Origin of the sequence: Streptomyces sp. NPDC050147, from assembly GCF_040660195.1 — a bacterium.
Taxonomy (GTDB): Bacteria; Actinomycetota; Actinomycetes; order Streptomycetales; family Streptomycetaceae; genus Streptomyces.
This window is the reverse complement of record NZ_JBFALJ010000027.1, coordinates 103,926-125,109: the sequence shown is the minus strand read 5'-3', so window position 1 is coordinate 125,109 and position 21,184 is coordinate 103,926. Positions and strand designations below refer to the sequence as shown.

Annotated in this window: 12 protein-coding genes; 7 read left to right on the top strand and 5 right to left on the bottom strand. The window is 69.8% G+C overall.

What is annotated here, in order from left to right; all coding sequences use genetic code 11:
* Positions 1-80 precede the first annotated feature (80 nt).
* On the bottom strand, positions 81-653 hold the full coding sequence (locus AB0I94_RS33375) for a GNAT family N-acetyltransferase (RefSeq protein WP_363313466.1): 573 nt from the start codon (positions 651-653) through the stop codon (positions 81-83).
* A gap of 223 nt (positions 654-876) precedes the next feature.
* Here AB0I94_RS33375 and secA point away from each other — a divergent pair, with 223 nt between their 5' ends.
* Positions 877-3,720, top strand: a complete 2,844-nt coding sequence (gene secA, locus AB0I94_RS33370; RefSeq protein ID WP_363313465.1) for a preprotein translocase subunit SecA — start codon at positions 877-879, stop codon at positions 3,718-3,720.
* Between the two features lie 179 nt (positions 3,721-3,899).
* Here secA and AB0I94_RS33365 read toward each other — a convergent pair whose 3' ends face one another.
* On the bottom strand, positions 3,900-4,385 hold the full coding sequence (locus tag AB0I94_RS33365; protein WP_363313463.1) for an Rv3235 family protein: 486 nt from the start codon (positions 4,383-4,385) through the stop codon (positions 3,900-3,902).
* A 372-nt stretch (positions 4,386-4,757) separates the two neighbouring features.
* On the opposite strand from AB0I94_RS33365, the gene AB0I94_RS33360 reads away from it, so the two are divergent.
* From AB0I94_RS33360 to AB0I94_RS33350, 3 genes are all read left to right on the top strand, one after another.
* Entirely contained in the window at positions 4,758-5,273 is a 516-nt protein-coding gene (locus tag AB0I94_RS33360) for a hypothetical protein (protein ID WP_363313462.1), read from the top strand.
* Between the two features lie 450 nt (positions 5,274-5,723).
* Positions 5,724-6,401, top strand: coding sequence for an HAD family hydrolase (locus AB0I94_RS33355; RefSeq protein ID WP_363313461.1), 678 nt, complete (start codon positions 5,724-5,726; stop codon positions 6,399-6,401).
* A 76-nt stretch (positions 6,402-6,477) separates the two neighbouring features.
* Positions 6,478-8,793: a LuxR C-terminal-related transcriptional regulator gene (locus tag AB0I94_RS33350; RefSeq protein WP_363313460.1), complete on the top strand. Its 2,316-nt coding sequence runs from the start codon at positions 6,478-6,480 to the stop codon at positions 8,791-8,793.
* Positions 8,794-9,060: 267 nt separating this feature from the next.
* On the opposite strand, the gene AB0I94_RS33345 is transcribed toward AB0I94_RS33350, so the two are convergent.
* Positions 9,061-9,627 carry a DJ-1/PfpI family protein gene (locus tag AB0I94_RS33345; RefSeq protein ID WP_363313459.1) on the bottom strand — a complete coding sequence of 189 codons (567 nt, stop codon included), beginning with the start codon at positions 9,625-9,627 and terminating at the stop codon, positions 9,061-9,063.
* A gap of 540 nt (positions 9,628-10,167) precedes the next feature.
* On the opposite strand from AB0I94_RS33345, the gene AB0I94_RS33340 reads away from it, so the two are divergent.
* From AB0I94_RS33340 to AB0I94_RS33330, 3 genes are all read left to right on the top strand, one after another.
* Positions 10,168-15,117 carry an NAD-glutamate dehydrogenase gene (locus AB0I94_RS33340; RefSeq protein WP_363313458.1) on the top strand — a complete coding sequence of 1,650 codons (4,950 nt, stop codon included), beginning with the start codon at positions 10,168-10,170 and terminating at the stop codon, positions 15,115-15,117.
* A gap of 194 nt (positions 15,118-15,311) precedes the next feature.
* Positions 15,312-18,200 (top strand): bifunctional glycosyltransferase family 2 protein/CDP-glycerol:glycerophosphate glycerophosphotransferase, encoded by a 2,889-nt coding sequence (locus AB0I94_RS33335; RefSeq protein WP_363313457.1) that lies wholly within the window; start codon positions 15,312-15,314, stop codon positions 18,198-18,200.
* Positions 18,197-19,375, top strand: coding sequence for a glycosyltransferase (locus AB0I94_RS33330; RefSeq protein WP_363313456.1), 1,179 nt, complete (start codon positions 18,197-18,199; stop codon positions 19,373-19,375). Before AB0I94_RS33335 ends, AB0I94_RS33330 begins: the two co-directional genes overlap by 4 nt.
* A 25-nt stretch (positions 19,376-19,400) precedes the next feature.
* Here the strand turns inward: AB0I94_RS33330 and AB0I94_RS33325 are convergent, their stop codons facing one another.
* Both AB0I94_RS33325 and AB0I94_RS33320 read right to left on the bottom strand, forming a co-directional pair.
* Positions 19,401-20,189: an ABC transporter ATP-binding protein gene (locus tag AB0I94_RS33325; protein WP_363313455.1), complete on the bottom strand. Its 789-nt coding sequence runs from the start codon at positions 20,187-20,189 to the stop codon at positions 19,401-19,403.
* Positions 20,182-21,093: an ABC transporter permease gene (locus AB0I94_RS33320; protein WP_363313454.1), complete on the bottom strand. Its 912-nt coding sequence runs from the start codon at positions 21,091-21,093 to the stop codon at positions 20,182-20,184. The genes AB0I94_RS33325 and AB0I94_RS33320 overlap by 8 nt, the downstream gene beginning before the upstream one ends.
* Positions 21,094-21,184 lie beyond the last annotated feature (91 nt).

Below are 21,184 nucleotides of genomic sequence, written 5' to 3'. Positions count from 1 at the left end.
CCTGCGGAAACCTGCCGGCGGCCGGGGCGGCCGGGGCGGCCGGGGAGTCCAGGGCGGTCGGGGGCGGCCGGGGGCACGTCTCAGTCCCGCGCGGGCAGGTACGGCTGGAGCGACGCCATGCCGAGGTCGCTCGGCAGCAGGGCGCCCACCCAGCAGTCACGGAGCGTCGACTTGTTCAGGAGGGCGCCACGCAGGGTGCCCTCCATGACGAAGCCCGCCTTCTCCGCCACCGCGCGCGATCCCGTGTTGCCGACCTCGGCGCGCCACTCCAGCCGGTTGCAGCCCAGGTCGGCGAAGGCCCACCTGGCCAGGGCGAGAACCGTCTCCGTCATGTAACCGCTGCCCCGGTGCTCCTTCGCCGTCCAGAAGCCGACCTCCCAGGCGCCCGAGCGCGGGTGGTGGAGGCTGGCGGCGGCGACCAGGGGGCCGCCGCCCCGGGGGCGTACGGCGAAGGTGTACTCCGTGTCGTGGCGCCAGCCGTCCGGCACCATGCGTCCGACGAAGCCCTCCGCGTCCGCGCGGGTGTAGGGCGAGGGGACCGTGGTCCAGCGCTGGATGTCGGCGTCCTGGCAGGCCTCGTACGTCTCGTCCGTGTCGGCGGGCGTGAAGACGCGCAGGATCAGGCGTTCGGTGGTGAGTGTGACGGGCTCCATCCGGTGATTCTGCGGGGGTGAGGCCCTGTGGGCCAGTGCTTTCGGCCGAGCTTTCACCCGCATTTCGCCGAGCGCTGATCGGCACAACCCGGCACCTTCCAGGCCCCCCGCCCGTTGACGTATCGGCAGACCTCCCGGCGCGGCCCGCTCCTCGCTTACGATGGCCGTTGCCCTATGAGTAAACCGACCATGCCAGGCCCGACCGGCAAGGAGACCAACCCCCGTGTCCGTCCTCTCGAAGATCATGCGTGCAGGCGAAGGCAAGATCCTGCGCAAGCTGCACCGCATCGCGGACCAGGTCAACTCCATCGAAGAGGACTTCGTCAGCCTCTCCGACGCCGAGCTGCGCGCGCTGACCGAGGAGTACAAGGAGCGTTACGCCGACGGCGAGACCCTTGACGACCTCCTCCCCGAAGCTTTCGCCACGGTCCGTGAGGCCGCCAAGCGCGTCCTCGGCCAGCGGCATTACGACGTCCAGATGATGGGCGGCGCCGCGCTGCACCTCGGCTATGTGGCCGAGATGAAGACCGGTGAGGGCAAGACGCTCGTCGGCACCCTCCCGGCGTACCTCAACGCCCTGTCGGGCAAGGGCGTGCACCTGATCACGGTCAACGACTACCTGGCCGAGCGCGACTCCGAGATGATGGGCCGCGTCCACAAGTTCCTGGGCCTGAGCGTCGGCTGCATCATCGCCAACATGACCCCGGCCCAGCGCCGCGAGCAGTACGCCTGCGACATCACGTACGGCACGAACAACGAATTCGGCTTCGACTACCTGCGCGACAACATGGCGTGGTCGAAGGACGAACTGGTGCAGCGCGGCCACAACTTCGCGATCGTCGACGAGGTCGACTCGATCCTGGTCGACGAGGCCCGTACGCCGCTGATCATCTCCGGCCCCGCCGACCAGGCCACCAAGTGGTACGGCGACTTCGCCAAGTTGGTCACCCGTCTCACCAAGGGCGAGGCCGGCAACACCCTCAAGGGCATCGAGGAGACCGGGGACTACGAGGTCGACGAGAAGAAGCGCACCGTCGCCATCCACGAGTCCGGCGTCGCCAAGGTCGAGGACTGGCTGGGCATCGACAACCTGTACGAGTCGGTCAACACGCCTCTCGTGGGTTACCTCAACAACGCCATCAAGGCCAAGGAACTCTTCAAGAAGGACAAGGACTACGTCGTCATCGACGGCGAAGTCATGATCGTCGACGAGCACACCGGCCGTATCCTCGCCGGCCGCCGCTACAACGAGGGCATGCACCAGGCGATCGAGGCGAAGGAAGGGGTGGACATCAAGGACGAGAACCAGACGCTCGCGACGATCACCCTGCAGAACTTCTTCCGCCTCTACAAGCGTCACGACCACGACGGCAAGGAAACCCCCGGCCTCTGCGGCATGACCGGTACGGCCATGACCGAGGCCGCCGAGTTCCACCAGATCTACAAGCTGGGCGTCGTGCCGATCCCGACGAACCGGCCCATGGTCCGCGCCGACCAGTCGGACCTGATCTACCGCACCGAGGTCGCGAAGTTCGCCGCCGTGGTCGACGACATCGCGGAGAAGCACGAGCTGGGCCAGCCGATCCTGGTCGGTACGACCTCCGTGGAGAAGTCGGAGTACCTCTCCCAGCAGCTCTCCAAGCGTGGCGTGCAGCACGAGGTGCTGAACGCGAAGCAGCACGACCGTGAGGCGCCGATCATCGCCCAGGCCGGCCGCAAGGGCGCCGTCACCGTCGCCACGAACATGGCCGGACGAGGCACGGACATCAAGCTCGGCGGCAACCCCGACGACCTCGCCGAGGCGGAGCTGCGCCAGCGCGGCCTCGACCCCGTGGAGCACGTCGAGGAGTGGGCCGCCGCGCTGCCCGCCGCCCTGGAGAAGGCCGAGCGTTCCGTGAAGGCGGAGTTCGAGGAGGTCAAGAGCCTGGGTGGCCTTTACGTCCTCGGCACCGAGCGCCACGAGTCGCGCCGCATCGACAACCAGCTGCGCGGTCGTTCCGGCCGTCAGGGCGACCCCGGCGAGTCCCGCTTCTACCTCTCGCTCGGCGACGACCTGATGCGCCTGTTCAAGGCGCAGATGGTCGAGCGCGTGATGGCCATGGCGAACGTCCCGGACGACGTGCCGATCGAGAACAAGATGGTGACGCGCGCGATCGCGTCCGCCCAGTCGCAGGTCGAGCAGCAGAACTTCGAGACGCGTAAGAACGTCCTGAAGTACGACGAGGTCCTCAACCGCCAGCGCGAGGTCATCTACGGCGAGCGTCGCCGCGTCCTGGAGGGCGAGAACCTCCAGGAGCAGGTCACGCACTTCATGGACGACACGATCGACGCGTACATCGCGGCGGAGACCGCCGAGGGCTTCGCCGAGGAGTGGGACCTGGACCGGCTGTGGGGCGCCTTCAAGCAGCTCTACCCGGTGAAGGTCACCATCGAGGAGCTGGAGGAGGAGGCGGGCGACCGCGCCGGTCTGACCGCCGAGTTCATCTCCGAGTCCATCAAGGACGACATCCACCAGCAGTACGAGGCGCGTGAGGAGCAGCTCGGCTCCGAGATCATGCGTGAGCTGGAGCGGCGGGTCGTTCTCTCGGTGCTCGACCGCAAGTGGCGCGAGCACCTCTACGAGATGGACTACCTCCAGGAGGGCATCGGCCTGCGTGCCATGGCGCAGAAGGACCCGCTGGTCGAGTACCAGCGCGAGGGCTTCGACATGTTCAACGCCATGATGGACGGCATCAAGGAAGAGTCCGTCGGCTACCTGTTCAACCTGGAGGTCCAGGTCGAGCAGCAGGTCGAGGAGGTTCCGGTGTCGGACTCCGCCGAGGCCGGTGCTTCCCTGCAGAAGAAGGACGCCGTTCCCGCGGGCGGCGGTCGTCCCGAGATCCGCGCCAAGGGCCTCGAGGCTCCGCAGCGGCCCGACCGTCTGCACTTCCAGGCGCCGAACGCCGAGGGCGGGGTCGACGAGGGTGACTTCGAGACCGAGGACGCGGGTGTGCGGTCGGAGTCGGACGGGATGACCCGGGCCGAGCGGCGCAAGGCTCAGAAGGGTGGGCGTCGTCGCAAGAAGTAGTTGCGGGACGCTGTAGCGGTTTTTGGGGGTCGGGCGCCGTGGGCGCTCGGCCCCCTTTGCTGTGGGGTGCTGCTTGTTGCTTCTGCTTGGCGTGGTGCTGCTTGGCTTGGTGCTGCGTGGTGTTGCTTGGCTTGGCTTGCTGTGCGTTGCTCGGCCTGGCTTGGCTGGGCTCGGCGTTGTTACTTCGCCGGGGCTCCTACCTCTACCGCCGTACAGCGCCATCTCTGGTCCGCGCCCAGGTGCAGGCGGAACGCCAGGGCCCTGAGGGCTGGGCCCGCGCCGATCCTCGCGAAGACCTCGTAGACCCCGGGGCGTGGTTCGTAGTGGCCGATCCGGTGGACCGTGGGGCGGCGGCCGTTCACGTTCAGGGGGGTCTGCTCGGCGAGGCGGGACAGGTCGTCGAAGGCGGTGTGGGCGATGTGGCGTGCCGCCCAGTGGACCGGCTTCTGGCCGCTGAGGACCAGGAGCAGCCGCTCGGTGAAGAGCTCTGTGGGGTGCGGTGGGGGCTGCGGCGGCGTCCTGAGGGGGCGTACGGGGCGTGTGGGGGTACGTGGAGTGCGTGGTGTAGCCGACGTGCGTGCTGTCGAGGGGTGGCGGGGGTCTGTGCGGCCCGGCGGGCGGGTGGTCGCCGGGCGGGGGCGGGGCCTGGTCATTACCTTGTGCATGCCGTGTCGCCTCCGGTTTCGCTGTCCCGGTCGTTGTACCGGGGAGTAACTTCCGTCGGAGATCTTGTACGGGGAGCGAGGTGGGGGTCGCAAGGGGCGGTGACGGTGGGGCGGGTAGCCGGATGAGTCACCTATCAGGGGGGTTGGGGGAGCGGTACTCCTTGGGGGCGTTGGGGTGAGGTGGGTGAAGGGTGGGGGTGGCTGTTGACGCGGGGGGTGGGTGTGGGGCGCAGCTCGAAGGGGGACTCCCGCACGTATTCTGGGGGTCTGTTGTGTTGCCTTCTTCGGGGCCTTCCGGTTCTTCTCCTGAGGCTCCGGCTACCGCGACTACTCCGGTTACTTCGACTACTTCGACTGTGAAAGCGGGCCGTCATGCGCGTCTACGTTCCCCTGACTCTGAGCCGTCTCGCTGAGGCGTACAAGGCGGGCGAGCTGGGGGCTGCGGCTGCGGCTGGGGATGGCGCCGGGGTCGGGGGCGAGGGCGGGTCGCTGAGCGCCTATGCCGTGACGCCCGCTCTGCGGGAGTGGTGCGGCTCGGATGACGTCGAGGAGCTGGAGTACGCGGCTCTGAGCCAGGCAGCGGCTGCTTCGCTGCGGCTGATCGCGGAGGAGTCGGGGGGTGCTCGGCGGCGGGTCGTGCTGGCCGCGGATGTGGCGGACGGGGCGCTGGCGGAGGTCGCGGAGGCGCTTGGGGAGGTGCGGGTTGCCGGGGTGTTGCCGTTCAAGAAGGTCGCCGCGGTGCATGTGGACGCGGAGGATGCTGAGGCGGATGTCGCTGCGGCGCTGGAAGGTGCGGTCCGGGGGGATGCGGGCGGGGGCGAAGTCGGGGTCGAGGACCATGAGCTGCTGTGGTTCGCGACGCAGGAGATTCCTGGGTTGATCGGCTGAGGGTTCCCCTGCGGGGCTGGGGCGGGTGCGGGGCCGCCTGTGCGTGGGTGCGGGGCCGCGCCGGTGTGTCCGTCCTCGCTATCGTCCGGTGGCCGTCGGGTTGCTTCGGCTCTGGAGTGTTGCGAGCTGTGCTCCGGGCGGACAAACCGGCACGTCCCCTTGGGTCTCGATGCCGGGTGCGGGTGCGTGCAGGGCTGTGGGGCCGCCTGTCTGTGGGTGCGGGGCCGCGCCGGTGTGTCCGTCCTCGCTGTCGTCCGGTGGCCGTGGGGTTGCTTCGGTGCCGGAGTGTTGCGAGCTGTGCTCCGGGCGGACAAACCGGCACGTCCCCTTCGGTGCGTCGCCGTCTGCGGGGGCGTGTGTGGTGCGGTCATGGGTGCCGGGGCGCGGCTCGGGTGGGGAATGAGTAATTGGCTGGAGTGGGGTGTCGGTGGGGGCGGGTACCTTCTTGGCATGGGGAAGCCGCGGCGCGGGGCGCACATCGTTTGGGACTGGAACGGGACTCTGCTGCATGACATTCATGCGGTGATCGAGTCCACGAACGCTTCGTTCGCGGAGATCGGGCTCGAGCCGATCACGCTCGAGCGGTATCGCGATCTGTACTGCGTGCCTGTTCCTCTTTTTTACGAGCGGCTGATGGGGCGGTTGCCCACGGACGCCGAGTGGCAGGTCATGGACGCCGTCTTCCACAAGCACTACTGGGCGCGCGCCGAGGCCTGCGGTCTCGCCGACGGTGCCGCCGAGCTGCTCGCGGAGCGGCGGGCGGCAGGGCGTACGCAGTCGTTGCTCTCGCTCGCGCCGCACGAGCACCTCGTGCCGATCGTGCGGCGGCACGGGATCGAGGAGCACTTCGTGCGCATCGACGGGCGCATGGACACCTCGCACGCGGGCAAGGCCGAGCGGATGGTGCGGCATCTCGCGGCCCTTGAGGGGGTTGCCGCCGCCGAGCGCATCGTGGTCATCGGGGACGCCGTCGATGATGCCGTGGCCGCCGCGCATGTGGGCGCGCAGGCCGTGCTCTATACCGGCGGGTCTCACAGCAGGACCTCTCTGGAGGCCGTCGGGGTGGGGGTTCCGGTGGTGGACAGCCTCGCCGAGGCCGTAGAGGTGGCCGAGCGGCTGGCTGCTTAGGTGAAGCGGCTTACCGTATGCGGTCGGGTGCGTACGCTGGGTGGGATGGTTTCGGTGCGGGCGTAGCGGGGGCGACATGGGATTCGGCTTCGGGCAGCGCAGGAGTGGTCGGTTACCCGCCGAGATCACCAGTTTCGTGGGCCGGGGTGAGGATGTCGCCGCGCTGGGGCGGGCCTTGGAGCAGTCCCGGCTGGTGACGGTCGTCGGGCCCGGAGGCGTGGGCAAGACCCGGGTGGCGCTTCGGGTGGCGGCGGAGGCCGCCGAAAGGTTTCCCGACGGGGTCTGGCTCGCTGAACTGTCCGCGTTGCGGGACCCGGAGCTGTTGCCGGGGACCCTGGCCACCGTCCTTGGCCTGCCCGAGCAGACCGGCGTACAGCCCCTCGACGCCGTGGTGGACTTCCTGCAGCAGCGGCGGGCGCTGATCCTCCTCGATACGTGTGAGCATCTCGTCGACGCCTGCGCCATGCTGGCCGATGTGCTGCTCAGGGAGGCGCCGGGGACCAGCGTCCTCGCCACCAGCAGGCAGCCGCTCGACGTGCCGGGCGAGAGCTGCTGGCCCCTGCAGCCGCTGGGCGGGGCCGAGGCGGTCGAGCTGTTCGTACAGCGGGCCGGCGCCGTGGTGCCGGGGTTCGCCGTGAGCGAGGGCAACCGGGAGATGTTGGATGCTCTGGTGCGGCGGCTCGACGGTATTCCGCTCGCGCTGGAGCTTGCCGCCGTGCGGTTGCGCGCGGTGCCTCTGGAGCAGCTCGTCGCGCGGCTCGACGCCCGGTTCCGCATGCTCACCGGCGGGCGGCGGACCGCGCTGTCGCGGCATCAGACGTTGCGTACGGCCATCGACTGGTCCCACGAGCTGTGCACGGAGCCCGAGCGCGTGGTGTGGGCCAGGCTCTCGGTGTTCGCCGGTGCCTTCGACCTCGCGGCGGCCGAGCAGATCTGCGCGGGCGGCGACGAGTTGCCAGCCTGCGAGGTCATCGAGCACCTGATCGGCCTGGTGGACAAGTCGGTGGTGCAGCGGCCCGGGGGAGCGGGCGACACGTACAGGCTGCTCGACACCATCAGGGAGTACGGCGCCGAGCGGCTCGCGGCGGACGGCGGCACGGACGAGGCACGGCAGCGGCACTTCACGTACTACGGCGAGCTGGGGCGGCGCTTCGATGAGCGGTTCCTGAGCGCCGAGCAGGTGGCGTTGCACGCGGCGGCGCGGGACGCCGAGGACGATGTGCGGGCCGCGCTCGAGCACGCGTACCGCAAGCCGGGTCTGGAGACCGAGGGGCTGCGGCTCGCGACCCGGCTCTGGCCGCACTGGCGGGCGGTGGGCGCGATGTCCGAGGGGGAGTACTGGATCGACAAGGGGCTGCGGGCCGTGCCCGGCGACTGCCCCGAGCGGGCGGCGGGGCTGCACCGCACCGGTGAGTTCCGCCTGTGGCTCGGTGACCCCGCCGCAGCGCTGGGGCGGCTCACCGAAGCGGTCGGTGTCGCGCGGCGCGTCGGGGAGACGGGCGCAGCGGAGATGGCCGAGGCGGAGCTGGCGGCCACCCGGGGCATCCTGGCGGCGGGCGACGGCTCTGATGTCACCGCTGACGCGCTGGTGGCGATGGAGCGGGCCCGGCTGCGGCTGATCGAGGTCGGTGACCCGGCGAGGGCGGCGCTGCTGTGCCACGAGGCGGCGGCCGTCAGGGCGGCGTTGGGGGAACCGGCGCTCGCCCTCGAACTGTGCGACGAGGCGTTGGCGCAGCTCGCTCCCTTCGAGGACGAGCGGTATCTGCGCGGCGCGACGCTCATGGTGAAGGGCGTCTCCCTGTGGGTCGCGGGGCGCGGCAAGGAGAGCGCGCGGACGCTGCGGCAGGCCCTGGACTCCGTCGGACGGATCGGCGATGCGCTGGCCGCGAGGCTGTGCTGCGCCGGGCTCTCCTGGGCGGCGGCCCAGGAGGAGCGGTGGATCAGGGCGGCCTGGCTCCTCGGGTACGTGGAGGCGGCGCGGAGCCGGACCGGCGACACGTTCGGGATGTTCCCGACGCTGCGAGGGCTGCACGCCCAGGTGCGCGAGCGGGTCGCGGAGGCGCTCGGCGAGCAGGCGTTCGCCCGGTGGTACGGGGAGGGGCGGCGGTTGTCCATGCGGGAGGCGGTGACCGCCGCGCAGGCCGACGCGGACCGGCCGACCGCGGTGCCACCGCCGCGGGGCGCGGGAGCGGGCGGGGGCTGCGGCCTTGACGTGCTGACGCGGCGGGAGCGGGAGGTGGCCGCGCTGGCTGCCCGGGGGCTGTCCAACCGGGAGATCGCTGAGCGGCTGGTGATCTCGAAGCGGACCGCTGACGCGCATGTGGAGCACATCCTGGCGAAGCTCGGGGTGGCTTCGCGGACGGAGATCGCCGCGGTGACGGGGCAGGGGTAGGGCCCGGGAGGCGGGTGACCCCCGAACGCGCGCTGCCTGCCCTCGCCGACGAGGGCAGGCAGCGCGCGTGCCGCCCGAGCGCCGATTGCCACGACAGATGTGGGGGAGCTGACCATCACTGCCCGGCGCCCCGCCTGCCGGTCCGACCGGAAAGCGGCACAGGTACCAGCCTGGCGGCATCCACGGGTGCCCTGCATCCGTACGGCCCCGAAGCCGTATACGCATTTCCCGCGGCCCGGCTCTGATCGGTATACGTACCGCCCCGCCCTACGTCACCGGCGCCTTCGCCCGCAGCACCGTCAAAAACTCCCTCATCCAGCCCGAGTGATCCGGCCACGCGCGGGACGAGACCAGCGTGCCGTCGACCACCACCTCCGCGTCACGGAACGTCGCGCCCGCCGTCTGCATGTCCAGCTCAAGCGCGGGATACGCCGTGACCCTGCGCCCGCTCAGGCCGCCGATCGCCGCGGTCAGGAGCGGACCGTGGCAGATCTGGGCGACCGGCTTGTCCGCGTCGAAGAAGGACTTGACGATCTTGCGGAGCTCCGGGTCGTTGCGCAGATACTCCGGGGCCCGGCCGCCCGGGATCACCAGGGCGACGTACTGGCCCGGGTCGATCTCGGAGAAGGCGAGGTCGGCGGGCCAGGTGTAGCCGGGCTTCTCCGTGTACGTGTCGAAGCCGGGCTCGAAGTCGTGCACCACGAACCGCAGCTTCTTGCGGGCGGGGGCGGCGATGTGGACGTCGTACCCCTCCTCGCGCAGCCGCTGGTAGGGGTACAGGACCTCCATCGACTCCGCCGCGTCTCCGGTCACTATCAGGATCTTGGCTGCCATCGGTGCTCGCTCCCCACTCGTGGGCGGGCCGGTCCGTTCGTCCGTGGGCCGGGTCCGTCCGTCGCGTGCGATCCATCCGTCCCGCTCAACGTGCATCCGCCCGTCCGGTTTGCCAAGGGGGCCCACCGGTTCGCAGGTCGGGTCAGGCGCCGACGGATGGCGCGAAAGTCTCTGTGCAGAGTGTCAAAGTTCCACCCCTGCTTTTGTACACATACGGCTCATGACGACTCCCGGGTGGAGGGCGATAGCCTTGACCCGTGATCAGCGCGATATCCCGCGGGGGCGTGTACGCCCCCGCCCTGCGCCCGGGGAACACGGAGGACATCCGTGCCCGGGACGTCGCTGACGCTTCTTCGCGGTGCGGCCAGCCACATCATCCCTGCCATCGGTCAGCGAAACCGCTGAAAATGGCGGATAACCGCCCGCTCATCTCTCACCGCGGCATAACGTCGACTTCGACCGGAGACCCCGCGTCGTGGCGTTACGTCGGATCACTTCCTTATACGTCACGCAACGGCGCGCGACAGGAGTCAGAGGACAATGCAGACCAAGCTGGACGAAGCCAAAGCCGAGCTGCTCACAAGGGCGGCCCGGGTAGCTGAGAACAGCCCGGTCGGTGGCCGCCTACCGAATGGGGCACCGACCGGGACGAAGGACGACGAGGCCACGACCGACCAGGACACGGCTCTCGCGTTCCTCCAGCGCTACTACCTGCACACCGCCCCGGAAGACCTTGCCGACCGTGACCCGGTCGATGTCTTCGGAGCAGCCTTCTCCCACTACCGTCTCGCCGAGAACCGTCCGCAGGGCACGGCCAACGTCCGCGTGCACACCCCGACCGTCGAGGAGAACGGCTGGACGTGCAGCCACTCCGTCGTCGAGGTCGTCACGGACGACATGCCTTTCCTGGTGGACTCGGTCACCAATGAGCTCTCACGGCAGGGGCGCGGCATCCATGTCGTCATCCACCCCCAGGTCGTCGTACGACGTGATCTGACCGGCAAGCTCCTGGAGGTCCTCAGCAAGGACTTCGGCACCGAGCGCCCGCACGACGCGGTCACCGAGTCCTGGATCCACGTCGAGATGGACCGCGAGACCGACCGCGCGGACCTGAAGCAGATCAGCGCCGATCTGCTCCGGATCCTCTCCGACGTACGCGAGACCGTCGAGGACTGGGAGAAGATGCGCGACGCCGCGCTGCGCATCGCCGATGAACTCCCCACCGAGCCGACCGCGGACGACCTGCGCGACCAGGAGGTCGACGAGGCCCGCGAGCTCCTTCGCTGGCTCGCCGACAACCACTTCACCTTCCTGGGCTTCCGTGAGTACGACCTGACGGACGACGACTCGCTCGCCGCCGTGCCCGGCACCGGCCTCGGCATCCTGCGCGCCGACCCGAAGCACGACGGCGAGGAGGACCATCCGGTCAGCCCCTCCTTCAGCCGGCTGCCCGCTGACGCGCGCGCGAAGGCCCGTGAGCACAAGCTCCTGGTGCTCACCAAGGCCAACAGCCGCGCCACGGTGCACCGCCCCAGCTACCTCGACTACGTCGGCGTGAAGAAGTTCGACGGCCAGGGCAACGTCGTCGGGGAGCGCCGCTTCCTCGGACTCTTCTCGTCCGCCGCGTACACCGAGTCCGTGCGCCGCGTGCCGGTCATCCGCCGCAAGGTCCAGGAAGTCCTCAAGGGCGCGGGCTTCTCGCCCAACAGCCACGACGGCCGCGACCTGCTGCAGATCCTGGAGACGTACCCGCGCGACGAGCTCTTCCAGACCCCGCCCGACGAGCTGCGCGCCATCGTCACGTCCGTGCTGTACCTCCAGGAGCGCCGTCGGCTGCGGCTCTACCTGCGCAAGGACGAGTACGGGCGCTACTACTCCGCCCTCGTCTACCTGCCGCGTGACCGCTACACCACCGGCGTCCGGCTGCGGATCATCGACATCCTCAAGGAGGAGCTCGGCGGCACCAGCGTCGACTTCACCGCGTGGAACACGGAGTCGATCCTCTCCCGGCTGCACTTCGTGGTCCGCGTCGCGCCGGGCGGCGGGCTCCCGCAGCTCACCGACGCCGACACCGACCGCATCGAGGCCCGGCTCGTGGAGGCCGCCCGCTCCTGGGCCGACGGCTTCAGCGAGGCGCTGACCGCCGAGTGCGGCGAGGAGCGCGCCGCCGAGCTGCTCCGCCGCTACTCGGGCGCCTTCCCCGAGGGCTACAAGGCGGACCACAGCCCGCGGGCGGCCGTCGCCGACCTCCAGCACCTGGAGCAGCTCAAGCACGGGCAGGAGGACTTCGCGCTCAGCCTGTACGAGCCGGTGGGCGCGGCCCCCGGCGAGCGCCGCTTCAAGATCTACCGCTCGGGCGCCCAGGTCTCGCTCTCCGCGGTCCTGCCGGTGCTCCAGCGCCTCGGCGTCGAGGTCACCGACGAGCGGCCCTACGAGCTGCGCTGCACCGACCGCACGAACGCGTGGATCTACGACTTCGGCCTGCGCCTGCCCAAGGCGCAGAACGGCAGCGGCGACTACCTGGGCGACGACGGCCGCGAGCGCTTCCAGGAGGCCTTCTCCGCAGCCTGGACGGGCGAGGCCGAGGTCGACGGCTTCAACTCGCTGGTCCTGCGGGCCGGGCTCAACTGGCGCCAGGCGATGGTCCTCCGGGCCTACGCCAAGTACCTGCGCCAGGCGGGCTCCACCTTCAGCCAGGACTACATGGAGGACACCCTCCTCAACAACGTCCACACCACCCGGCTCCTCGTCTCGCTCTTCGAGGCGCGGATGTCCCCCGACCGCCAGCGCGCCGGGACCGAGCTGACCGACGGGCTCCTGGAGGAGCTGGACGGGGCGCTCGACCAGGTCGCCTCCCTGGACGAGGACCGCATCCTGCGGTCCTTCCTCACCGTCATCAAGGCGACGCTGCGCACCAACTTCTTCCAGGAGGCGGAGGGCGGCAAGCCGCACAACTACGTCTCCATGAAGTTCGACCCGCAGGCCATCCCGGAGCTCCCCGCGCCCCGTCCGGCGTACGAGATCTGGGTGTACTCGCCGCGCGTCGAGGGCGTCCACCTGCGCTTCGGCAAGGTCGCCCGCGGTGGCCTTCGCTGGTCCGACCGGCGTGAGGACTTCCGCACGGAGATCCTCGGCCTGGTCAAGGCGCAGATGGTGAAGAACACCGTCATCGTGCCCGTCGGCGCCAAGGGCGGCTTCGTCGCCAAGCAGCTGCCCGACCCGTCCGTCGACCGCGACGCGTGGCTGGCCGAGGGCGTGGCCTGCTACAAGACGTTCATCTCGGCGCTGCTCGACATCACCGACAACCTGGTCGCCGGTGAGGTCGTGCCGCCCGCCGACGTCGTGCGCCACGACGAGGACGACACGTACCTCGTCGTCGCCGCCGACAAGGGCACCGCGACGTTCTCGGACATCGCCAACGAGGTCGCCCAGTCCTACAACTTCTGGCTCGGCGACGCCTTCGCCTCCGGCGGCTCCGCCGGGTACGACCACAAGGGCATGGGCATCACCGCCCGCGGCGCCTGGGAGTCCGTCAAGCGGCACTTCCGGGAGCTGGGCACCGACACCCAGTCCGAGGACTTCACGGTCGTCGGCGTCGGCGACATGTCCGGTGACGTGTTCGGCAACGGCATGCTGCTCTCCGAGCACATCCGCCTGGTGGCCGCCTTCGACCACCGGCACATCTTCATCGACCCGCGGCCGGACGCCGCGACCTCGTACGCGGAGCGCCGCAGGCTCTTCGAGCTGCCGCGCAGCTCCTGGGCCGACTACAACAAGGAGCTGCTCTCCGCGGGCGGCGGGATCTTCCCGCGCAGCGCCAAGGCGATCCAGCTGAACGCCCACATCCGGGAGGCCCTCGGCATCGAGAAGGGCGTCGGCAAGATGACGCCGGCCGACCTGATGAAGGCGATTCTCCAGGCGCCGGTGGACCTGCTGTGGAACGGCGGCATCGGTACGTACGTGAAGTCGTCGGCCGAGTCGAACAGCGACGTCGGCGACAAGGCGAACGACGCGATCCGCGTGAACGGCGCCGACCTGCGCGTCAAGGTCGTCGGCGAGGGCGGCAACCTCGGCCTGACCCAGCTCGGCCGCATCGAGTTCGCGCGGTCCGGCGGACACATCAACACCGACGCCATCGACAACAGCGCGGGCGTGGACACCTCCGACCACGAGGTGAACATCAAGATCCTGCTCAACGCGGTCGTCGGAGCAGGCGACATGACCGTCAAGCAGCGCAACACGTTCCTCGCCGCGATGACGGACGAGGTCGGGACCCTGGTCCTGCGCAACAACTACGCGCAGAACACCGCCCTGTCGAACGCGGTCGCCCAGTCCCCCTCCCTCCTCCACGCCCACCAGCGCTTCATGCGCCGCCTGGGCCGTGACGGTCACCTGGACAGGGGCCTGGAGTTCCTGCCCACCGACCGGCAGATCCGTGAGCTCCTGAACTCCGGCCGCGGGCTCAGCCAGCCGGAGCTTGCCGTGCTCCTGGCGTACACGAAGATCACGGCGGCCGACGAGCTGATCCAGACGACACTGCCGGACGACGAGTACCTGCGCGGGCTGCTTCACGCGTACTTCCCGCAGGCTCTGCGGGAGAAGTTCCCCGAGCAGGTCGACGGGCACGCGCTGCGCCGCGAGATCATCACCACCGTGCTGGTCAACGACACGGTGAACACGGGTGGTTCGACGTTCCTGCACCGCCTGCGCGAGGAGACGGGAGCCTCGCTCGAGGAGATCGTGCGGGCGCAGCTCGCGGCCCGCGAGATCTTCGGTCTCAGCAAGGTCTGGGACGCGGTCGAGGCCCTCGACAACGTCGTGGCGGCCGACGTCCAGACGCGCATCCGGCTGCACTCGCGCCGCCTCGTCGAGCGCGGCACGCGCTGGCTGCTCAACAACCGGCCGCAGCCGCTCCAGCTCGCCGAGACCATCGACTTCTTCCGGCAGGGGGTCACCGAGGTCTGGACCGAGCTGCCGAAGCTGCTTCGCGGCTCCGACCAGGAGTGGTACCAGAGCATCCGGGACGAGCTGACGGGCGCGGGCGTACCCGGCGAACTCGCCCAGCGCGTCGCCGGGTTCTCCTCGGCCTTCCCGTCGCTCGACATCGTGGCGATCGCCGACCGCACCGACAAGGACCCGATGGCTGTCGCCGAGGTCTACTACGACCTCGCCGACCGGCTGCGGATCACCCAGCTCATGGACCGCATCATCGAGCTGCCGCGGGCCGACCGCTGGCAGTCGATGGCCCGTGCGTCGATCCGCGAGGACCTGTACGCGGCGCACGCCGCCCTGACGGCCGACGTGCTGGCCGCCGGGAACGGCGAGGACACTCCCGAGCAGCGGTTCAAGGCCTGGGAGGAGAAGAACGCGGCGATCCTGACCAGGTCGCGGGCGACCCTCGACGAGATCCAGAGCTCGGACGCGTTCGACCTGGCGAACCTCTCGGTCGCCATGCGGACCATGCGGACGCTGCTGCGCACGCACCCGTAGGCCCCTGGCCCAGAGCAAGAAAAGAAGGGGGGCGCCCCGAGCCTGATGGCTCGGGGCGCCCCCTTCTTCTTGCGTGGTGGCTCGCGCGCGACCCTATCGCGGCACTTCCTTGAGCCATTCACACCCCCTCGAAGGGTGCTAAACGGGCATTTGCGATAATTAGTAGGATGAGCTGGCAGCTGACTGGAGGGCGCATGGGAGCGATAGCTGAGCGGGGGACGCCTCAGGCGCGACCCGATGTGTCCGTAGTGGTGATCGTCTACAACGACGCCGAGCGGCTGCCGACCGCCGTCCGGTCGGTGCTCGACCAGACGCTGCACGGCGTCGAGGTCGTCATCGTCGACGACTGCAGCACGGACGACTCATACGGCACGGCGCAGCGCCTGGCCGCCGAGCACCCCGAGCGGGTGCGCGCCTACCAGCTGCCGGAGAACAGCGGCGCGGGCGGGGAGCCCCGCAACGTGGGCATCGGATACACCGTCGGCCGCCACGTGATGTTCCTCGACAGCGACGACGTCCTGGAGCGCAACGCCTGCCGCAACCTCCTCGAAGCCGCCGAGCGCGACGGCTCCGACATCGTCTCCGGGCTCTGCGTCCGTCTTTCCATGGACACCCGCAACAAGAAGCGCGACCAGTGGTACCCCTGGCTCTACGCCACGACCCGCACCCTGGAGTCCGTCACCGAGCTCCCCGACCTCTTCGTCTGGGACACGCTCTCCACGAACAAGCTCTACCGCCGCGACTTCCTCGTCGAGAACGCCCTCCGCTTCCCCAAGGGCATGTTCTACGAGGACTTGATGTTCATCGCCGAGGCCTACCTCGCGGCCGGGCGCATCACCCTCGTCCCCAACCAGGTCTACTACTGGCACGTCCACGAGCGGGCCGCCGCGAAGTCGGTGACCAACCGGCGCCACGAGATGACCAACTTCGAGCACCGTCTTGAGATCCACCGGCGCATCGACGCACTGCTCGCGGAGCGCGGCCTCGACGAGCTGCGGCTCGCCAAGGACGTCAAGTTCCTCAAGCACGACCTGGTGCTCCACCTGCGCGACCTGCCGTTCCGCGACGCCTCCTACCGGCAGGAGTTCGCCGCGCTCGCCCGCGACTACCTCGCCGGGCTCGACCGCGCCGCGTACGACGAGGTGCAGCCCATCCAGGCCATCTGCGCCTATCTCCTGGAGCGGGGCGACTGGGAGAACCTGCTGCCCGCCGTCGACACCCTCACCAACCGCGACAAGATCTCCTCACCGCTGGCCGAGCGGGACGGGCACGTGTACTGGTGCGCCGAACACCTCGACGACCCGCTCGGCCGACGGGTCCTCGACGTGACCGCGCTCGGCTACCACAGCAAGCGCTTCGACCAGATGTTCCTGCGCAACGTCCTGACGCGGTACGAGGAGTCGGCGGGGACCGTCCGCATGGCGGGCCGCGTCGCCAACCCGCTCGGCGTCGTCGGACCGGACGCCGTGCTCACCGCCGAACTCGAGTTCAGCGCGCGCCGCCGCAGCCTGCAGACCTTCCGCTTCCCGGTCTCCGCCGTGCGGTACGAGGGGGACGTCATCGTCTGGGAGGCCTCCGTCGACCTCGCGCGACGGCTGCGTCCGCTCGGTGTCGTCGACGCGGTGTGGGACGTGCGCCTGCACCTGACGGCCGACGGTGTGCGCACCCGCACCCGCATCACCGCGTGCGACCCGGGCCTCGCCGAGGGGAGGCTTCCGGTCCGCCCGCGGCTGACTCGTCTGGTCGCCGATCACATGGAACCCGAGGTATCCCAGCGGGGGCACCTCGCGTTCCGGCTCGTCACGCGGGACGCGGCGGGCGACCGGATCCAGGAGCTGCTGGCCCGCGGGACGCACGGCGCGCCGGGGCGGCTCGCGAAGTCCGGGTTCCGCAGGGCCAAGAAGCTGCGCAAGGACCTCACGTCCGGGCAGAGCAAACTGCGCGTGTACGACGAGGTGTTCAGCCGGCTGCCCGTGAAGAAGGGCACCGTCGTCTTCGAGAGCCACCTCGGCAAGCAGTACAGCGACAGCCCCCGGGCGATCTACGAGGAGATGCGGCGCCAGGGCCTCGCATTCGACGCCGTGTGGTCCTACGCGGGGAGCCCGGAAGGCTTTCCGCGGGACGCGACACTGGTGCGGCGCTGGTCGCTGCCCTATCTGCGGGCCCTCGCGCAGGCCGAGTTCTGGGTCGACAACCAGAGTTACCCGCTCAAGCTCACCAAGCGGCCCGAGACGACGTACATCCAGACCTGGCACGGCTCGGCGCTCAAGCGCATGGGCTTCGACGAGCCCGCCTGGAAGCTGCGCGGCAAGGCGCGGCAGGACGAGCAGCAGCGCGTCCTCGACCGCTTCGACCGGTTCCTGATCCGCTCCGAGCACGACGTGCGGACGCTCGCGAAGGCCCTGCGCCTGAAGGAGAAGGTGCTGCTCAGGGTCGGCTATCCGCGCAACGACGCGCTGGTGCGCGCGAAGCGGGCCGAGGACGCCAGTGGTGTGCGCGAACGCGGGCCGCTGGCAGCCGAGTTGGGCGTCCCCGAGAACAAGCAGGTGCTGCTCTACGCGCCGACCTTCCGCCGGCACGGCGGCCGGCACGGGCGCTTCGAGCTGCCCTTCGACGTGGAGAGGTTCGCGGAGGAGTTCGGCGACCGTTACGTCCTCCTCGTGCGGTCGCACTACCTCAACCACGTGGTGCTCCCGCCGTCCGTCCGCGGTCGCGTCATCGACGTCTCCGCGCACCACGACGTCACCCCGCTCTACGAACTCGCGGACGCGATGATCACCGACTACTCGTCCGTGATGTTCGACTACGCGCTCCTCGACCGGCCCATGCTGTTCTTCGCCTACGACTACGAGGGGTACGTCAACGAAGGCCGCGGCACCTACTTCGACCTGCGGGAACGGGCTCCCGGCCCGGTGGTGGAGACCGAGGAGGAGCTGTTCGGGGCGCTGAAGGCGCTGGACGAGCAAGTCCTCGAACACGCGGCGGCGCGGGCGCGGTTCGTGGCCGAGTTCGGCGAGTACGACCGGGGCGACGCCGCCAAGAGCGTCGTCGATCAGTTCTTTTCGCACTGGAGCGGCAAGTGAGTCGGACAGCGGAAGTGAGCCGGCCGGCCGAGCGTACGCGGGACATATTCTTCGTCTCCAACAGCGTCAACGAACTGGGCGGGATCACCAGTTGGTCCCACCAGATGGCCCGCCTCTTCGTCGAGCGCGGCCACCGCGTGCGGGTCATCGGCATCACGGAACCCGGCGTGCCGCAGGACGTCGGCACGGACCTGCCGTACCCCACCACGACGCTGTACGACGAGCACCCGCCGCGCGTCGGCCCGGCCCGCGGCATCAAGGGGCGCCTCAACGTGGCCGAGCACCGGCTGCGTGCGCGGCGCGAGCGGGGTATGCGTGAGCAGGCCGCCAAGCTGACCGCGCTCTTCGCGCAGGCCGGGCCCGGCGCCGTCGTCATCGTCACGCAGGTGTGGGCGATGGAGTGGGTCGAACTCGCCGACACCGACGGTCTGTTGGTCATCGGCATGAGTCATGAGTCGTTCGCCTACTCGCGGGCTTCCTCGCGCGGCGCGCGCGTGCGCAAGCACTACCAGGGCGTCGACCGGATGCTCGCGCTGACCCGCGAGGACGCCGACCTGTGGATCAGGCAGGGTCTGAACAACGCCTCCTTCATGCCGAACCCGCTGCCTTTCATGCCCGAGGTGCCCTCGCGGCGCACGGAGAAAGTCGTCACCAGCATCGGCCGCCTGCACGACCAGAAGGGCATCGACATGCTCCTCGACACCTGGGCGGAGGTCGCGCCGCTGCACCCGGACTGGAAGCTGCGGATCTACGGCTCCGGCGAGGACGAGGAGACGCTCAAGGCGCAGTGCACGTCCCTCGGCCTCGACGGCTCCGTGGAGTGGATGGGACGCACGAGCGACGTGCCGGGGGCGCTGCGGGACGGGTCGGTGTTCGTGCAGTCGTCGCGGGGCGAGGGTTTCCCGCTCGCGCTGATGGAGGCCATGGCCACCGCCGTGCCGTGCGCGGCCTTCGACTGCGCGCCGGGCGTGCACGAGATCGTCCAGGACGGTGTGGACGGCCTGCTCGCGCGGCTCGGGAACACGGCTGAACTGGCGCGCAGGCTGGACACGTTGATGTCCGACAAGGAGCTGCGGGACCGGATGGGGGAGTTGGCCAGGGTGAACATCCAGCGCTACACGACGGGTGAGGTCGTGCGGCGCTGGGAGGAGCTGTTCGCGTTCTTGGAGCGGTAGTTCCGGGAGAGGCGGCCCGGCCCGTCTACTTCTTGCCGCCCGTGAACCCCTCGTACTCCTTCAGGACGTCCGCCGTCGGGCCGTCCATGCGCAGCTCGCCGTGCTCCAGCCAGAGCACGCGCTCGCAGGTGTCGCGGATCGACTTGTTGTTGTGGCTGACCAGGAAGACCGTGCCCGCGCGCTTGCGCAACTCGCGGATGCGGGCCTCCGAGCGCTTCTGGAAGGAGCGGTCACCGGTGGCCAGGGCCTCGTCGATGAGCAGTACGTCGTGGTCCTTGGCCGAGCCGATGGAGAAGCGCAGCCGGGCCGCCATGCCGGAGGAGTACGTACGCATGGGGAGCGTGATGAAGTCGCCCTTCTCGTTGATGCCGGAGAAGTCGACGATGTCCTGGTAGCGCTCCTGGACCTGCTCGCGGCTCATGCCCATCGCCAGGCCGCCGAGCCGGACGTTGCGCTCGCCGGTGAGGTCGTTCATCAGGGCCGCGTTCACGCCGAGGAGAGAGGGCTGGCCGTCGGTGAAGATGCGGCCGTGCTCGACGGGCAGGAGCCCCGCGATCGCCTTCAGGAGGGTCGACTTGCCCGAGCCGTTCGTGCCGATCAGGCCGATGGCCTCGCCCTTGTGGGCGGTGAAGGAGACCCCCCGGACGGCGTGCACCTTGCGTACGCCGGGGGACTCGCCCCGCTTCAGGATGCGGCCAAGCGCGGCGGTCGCGCTGCCGCGGCCCGCGGTGGCGCCGGTGCCGTGGACGCGGTAGACGATGTCGACCTGGTCGACGATGACGGTGGGGGCGATGTCACTCCTGGTGTCAGCCACGGCCGTACGTCTCCTCTGCCTTCCAGAAGTAGATGAACCCGCCCACCCCGGCGAGCAGCGCCCAGCCGACGGCCCACGCCCACACGTGGTGCGGGAGCTGGCCGGCGCGGAAGCTGTCGATGAGCGCGAAGCGCATCAGGTCGATGTAGACGGCGGCCGGGTTGCACTCCAGGAGGACTTGGAGCGCGTGCGGCAGGTGCTGGTCCTTGAGGACCGCGTCGATGCTCCACATCACCCCGGACACGTACATCCACGTACGCAGCACGAACGGCATCAGCTGGGCGATGTCGGGCGTCTTGCTGCCCAGGCGGGCCATCACCAGGGCGAGGCCCGTGTTGAACATGAACTGCAGGATCAGGACCGGGACCACCAGGAGCCAGGACAGGCTCGGCGGGACGCCGAAGCAGAGCAGGATCACGACCAGCGCGCCCATGGAGAACAGGAGCTGCTGGAGCTGTTGGAGGCTGAACGAGATGGGCAGCGCGGCCCGCGGGAAGTGCAGGGCGCGCACCAGGCCGAGGTTGCCGGCGATGGCCCGGGTGCCCGCCATCACCGAGCTCTGCGTGAACGTGAAGATGAAGACGCCGGTGACCAGGAACGGGACGTAGTCCGGGACGTCGTGCTTGGTGTTCATCAGCACGCCGAAGACGAAGTAGTAGACCGCCGCGTTCAGGAGCGGCGTCATCACCTGCCAGACCTGGCCGAGCTTCGCCTGGCTGTACTGGGCGGTGAGCTTGGCGGTCGCGAAGGCGGTGATGAAGTGGCGGCGCTGCCATAGCTGCCCGACGTAGGCGGGGAGCGTGGGGCGGGCGCCGCTGACGGTCAGGCCGTACCGGGCGGCGAGCTCGGCGGGGGCGACGGCCGGGGCCGCCGTGCGGGGTGGTGCGTCGAGGACCTGGCTCACTTCCGCGGCTCCTTACTCGTTACGTCGGGACGGGCCCGTATCGTCGCAACGTCGAGAGTAGGACTACACGACGTCGGAACGCAACCGTATC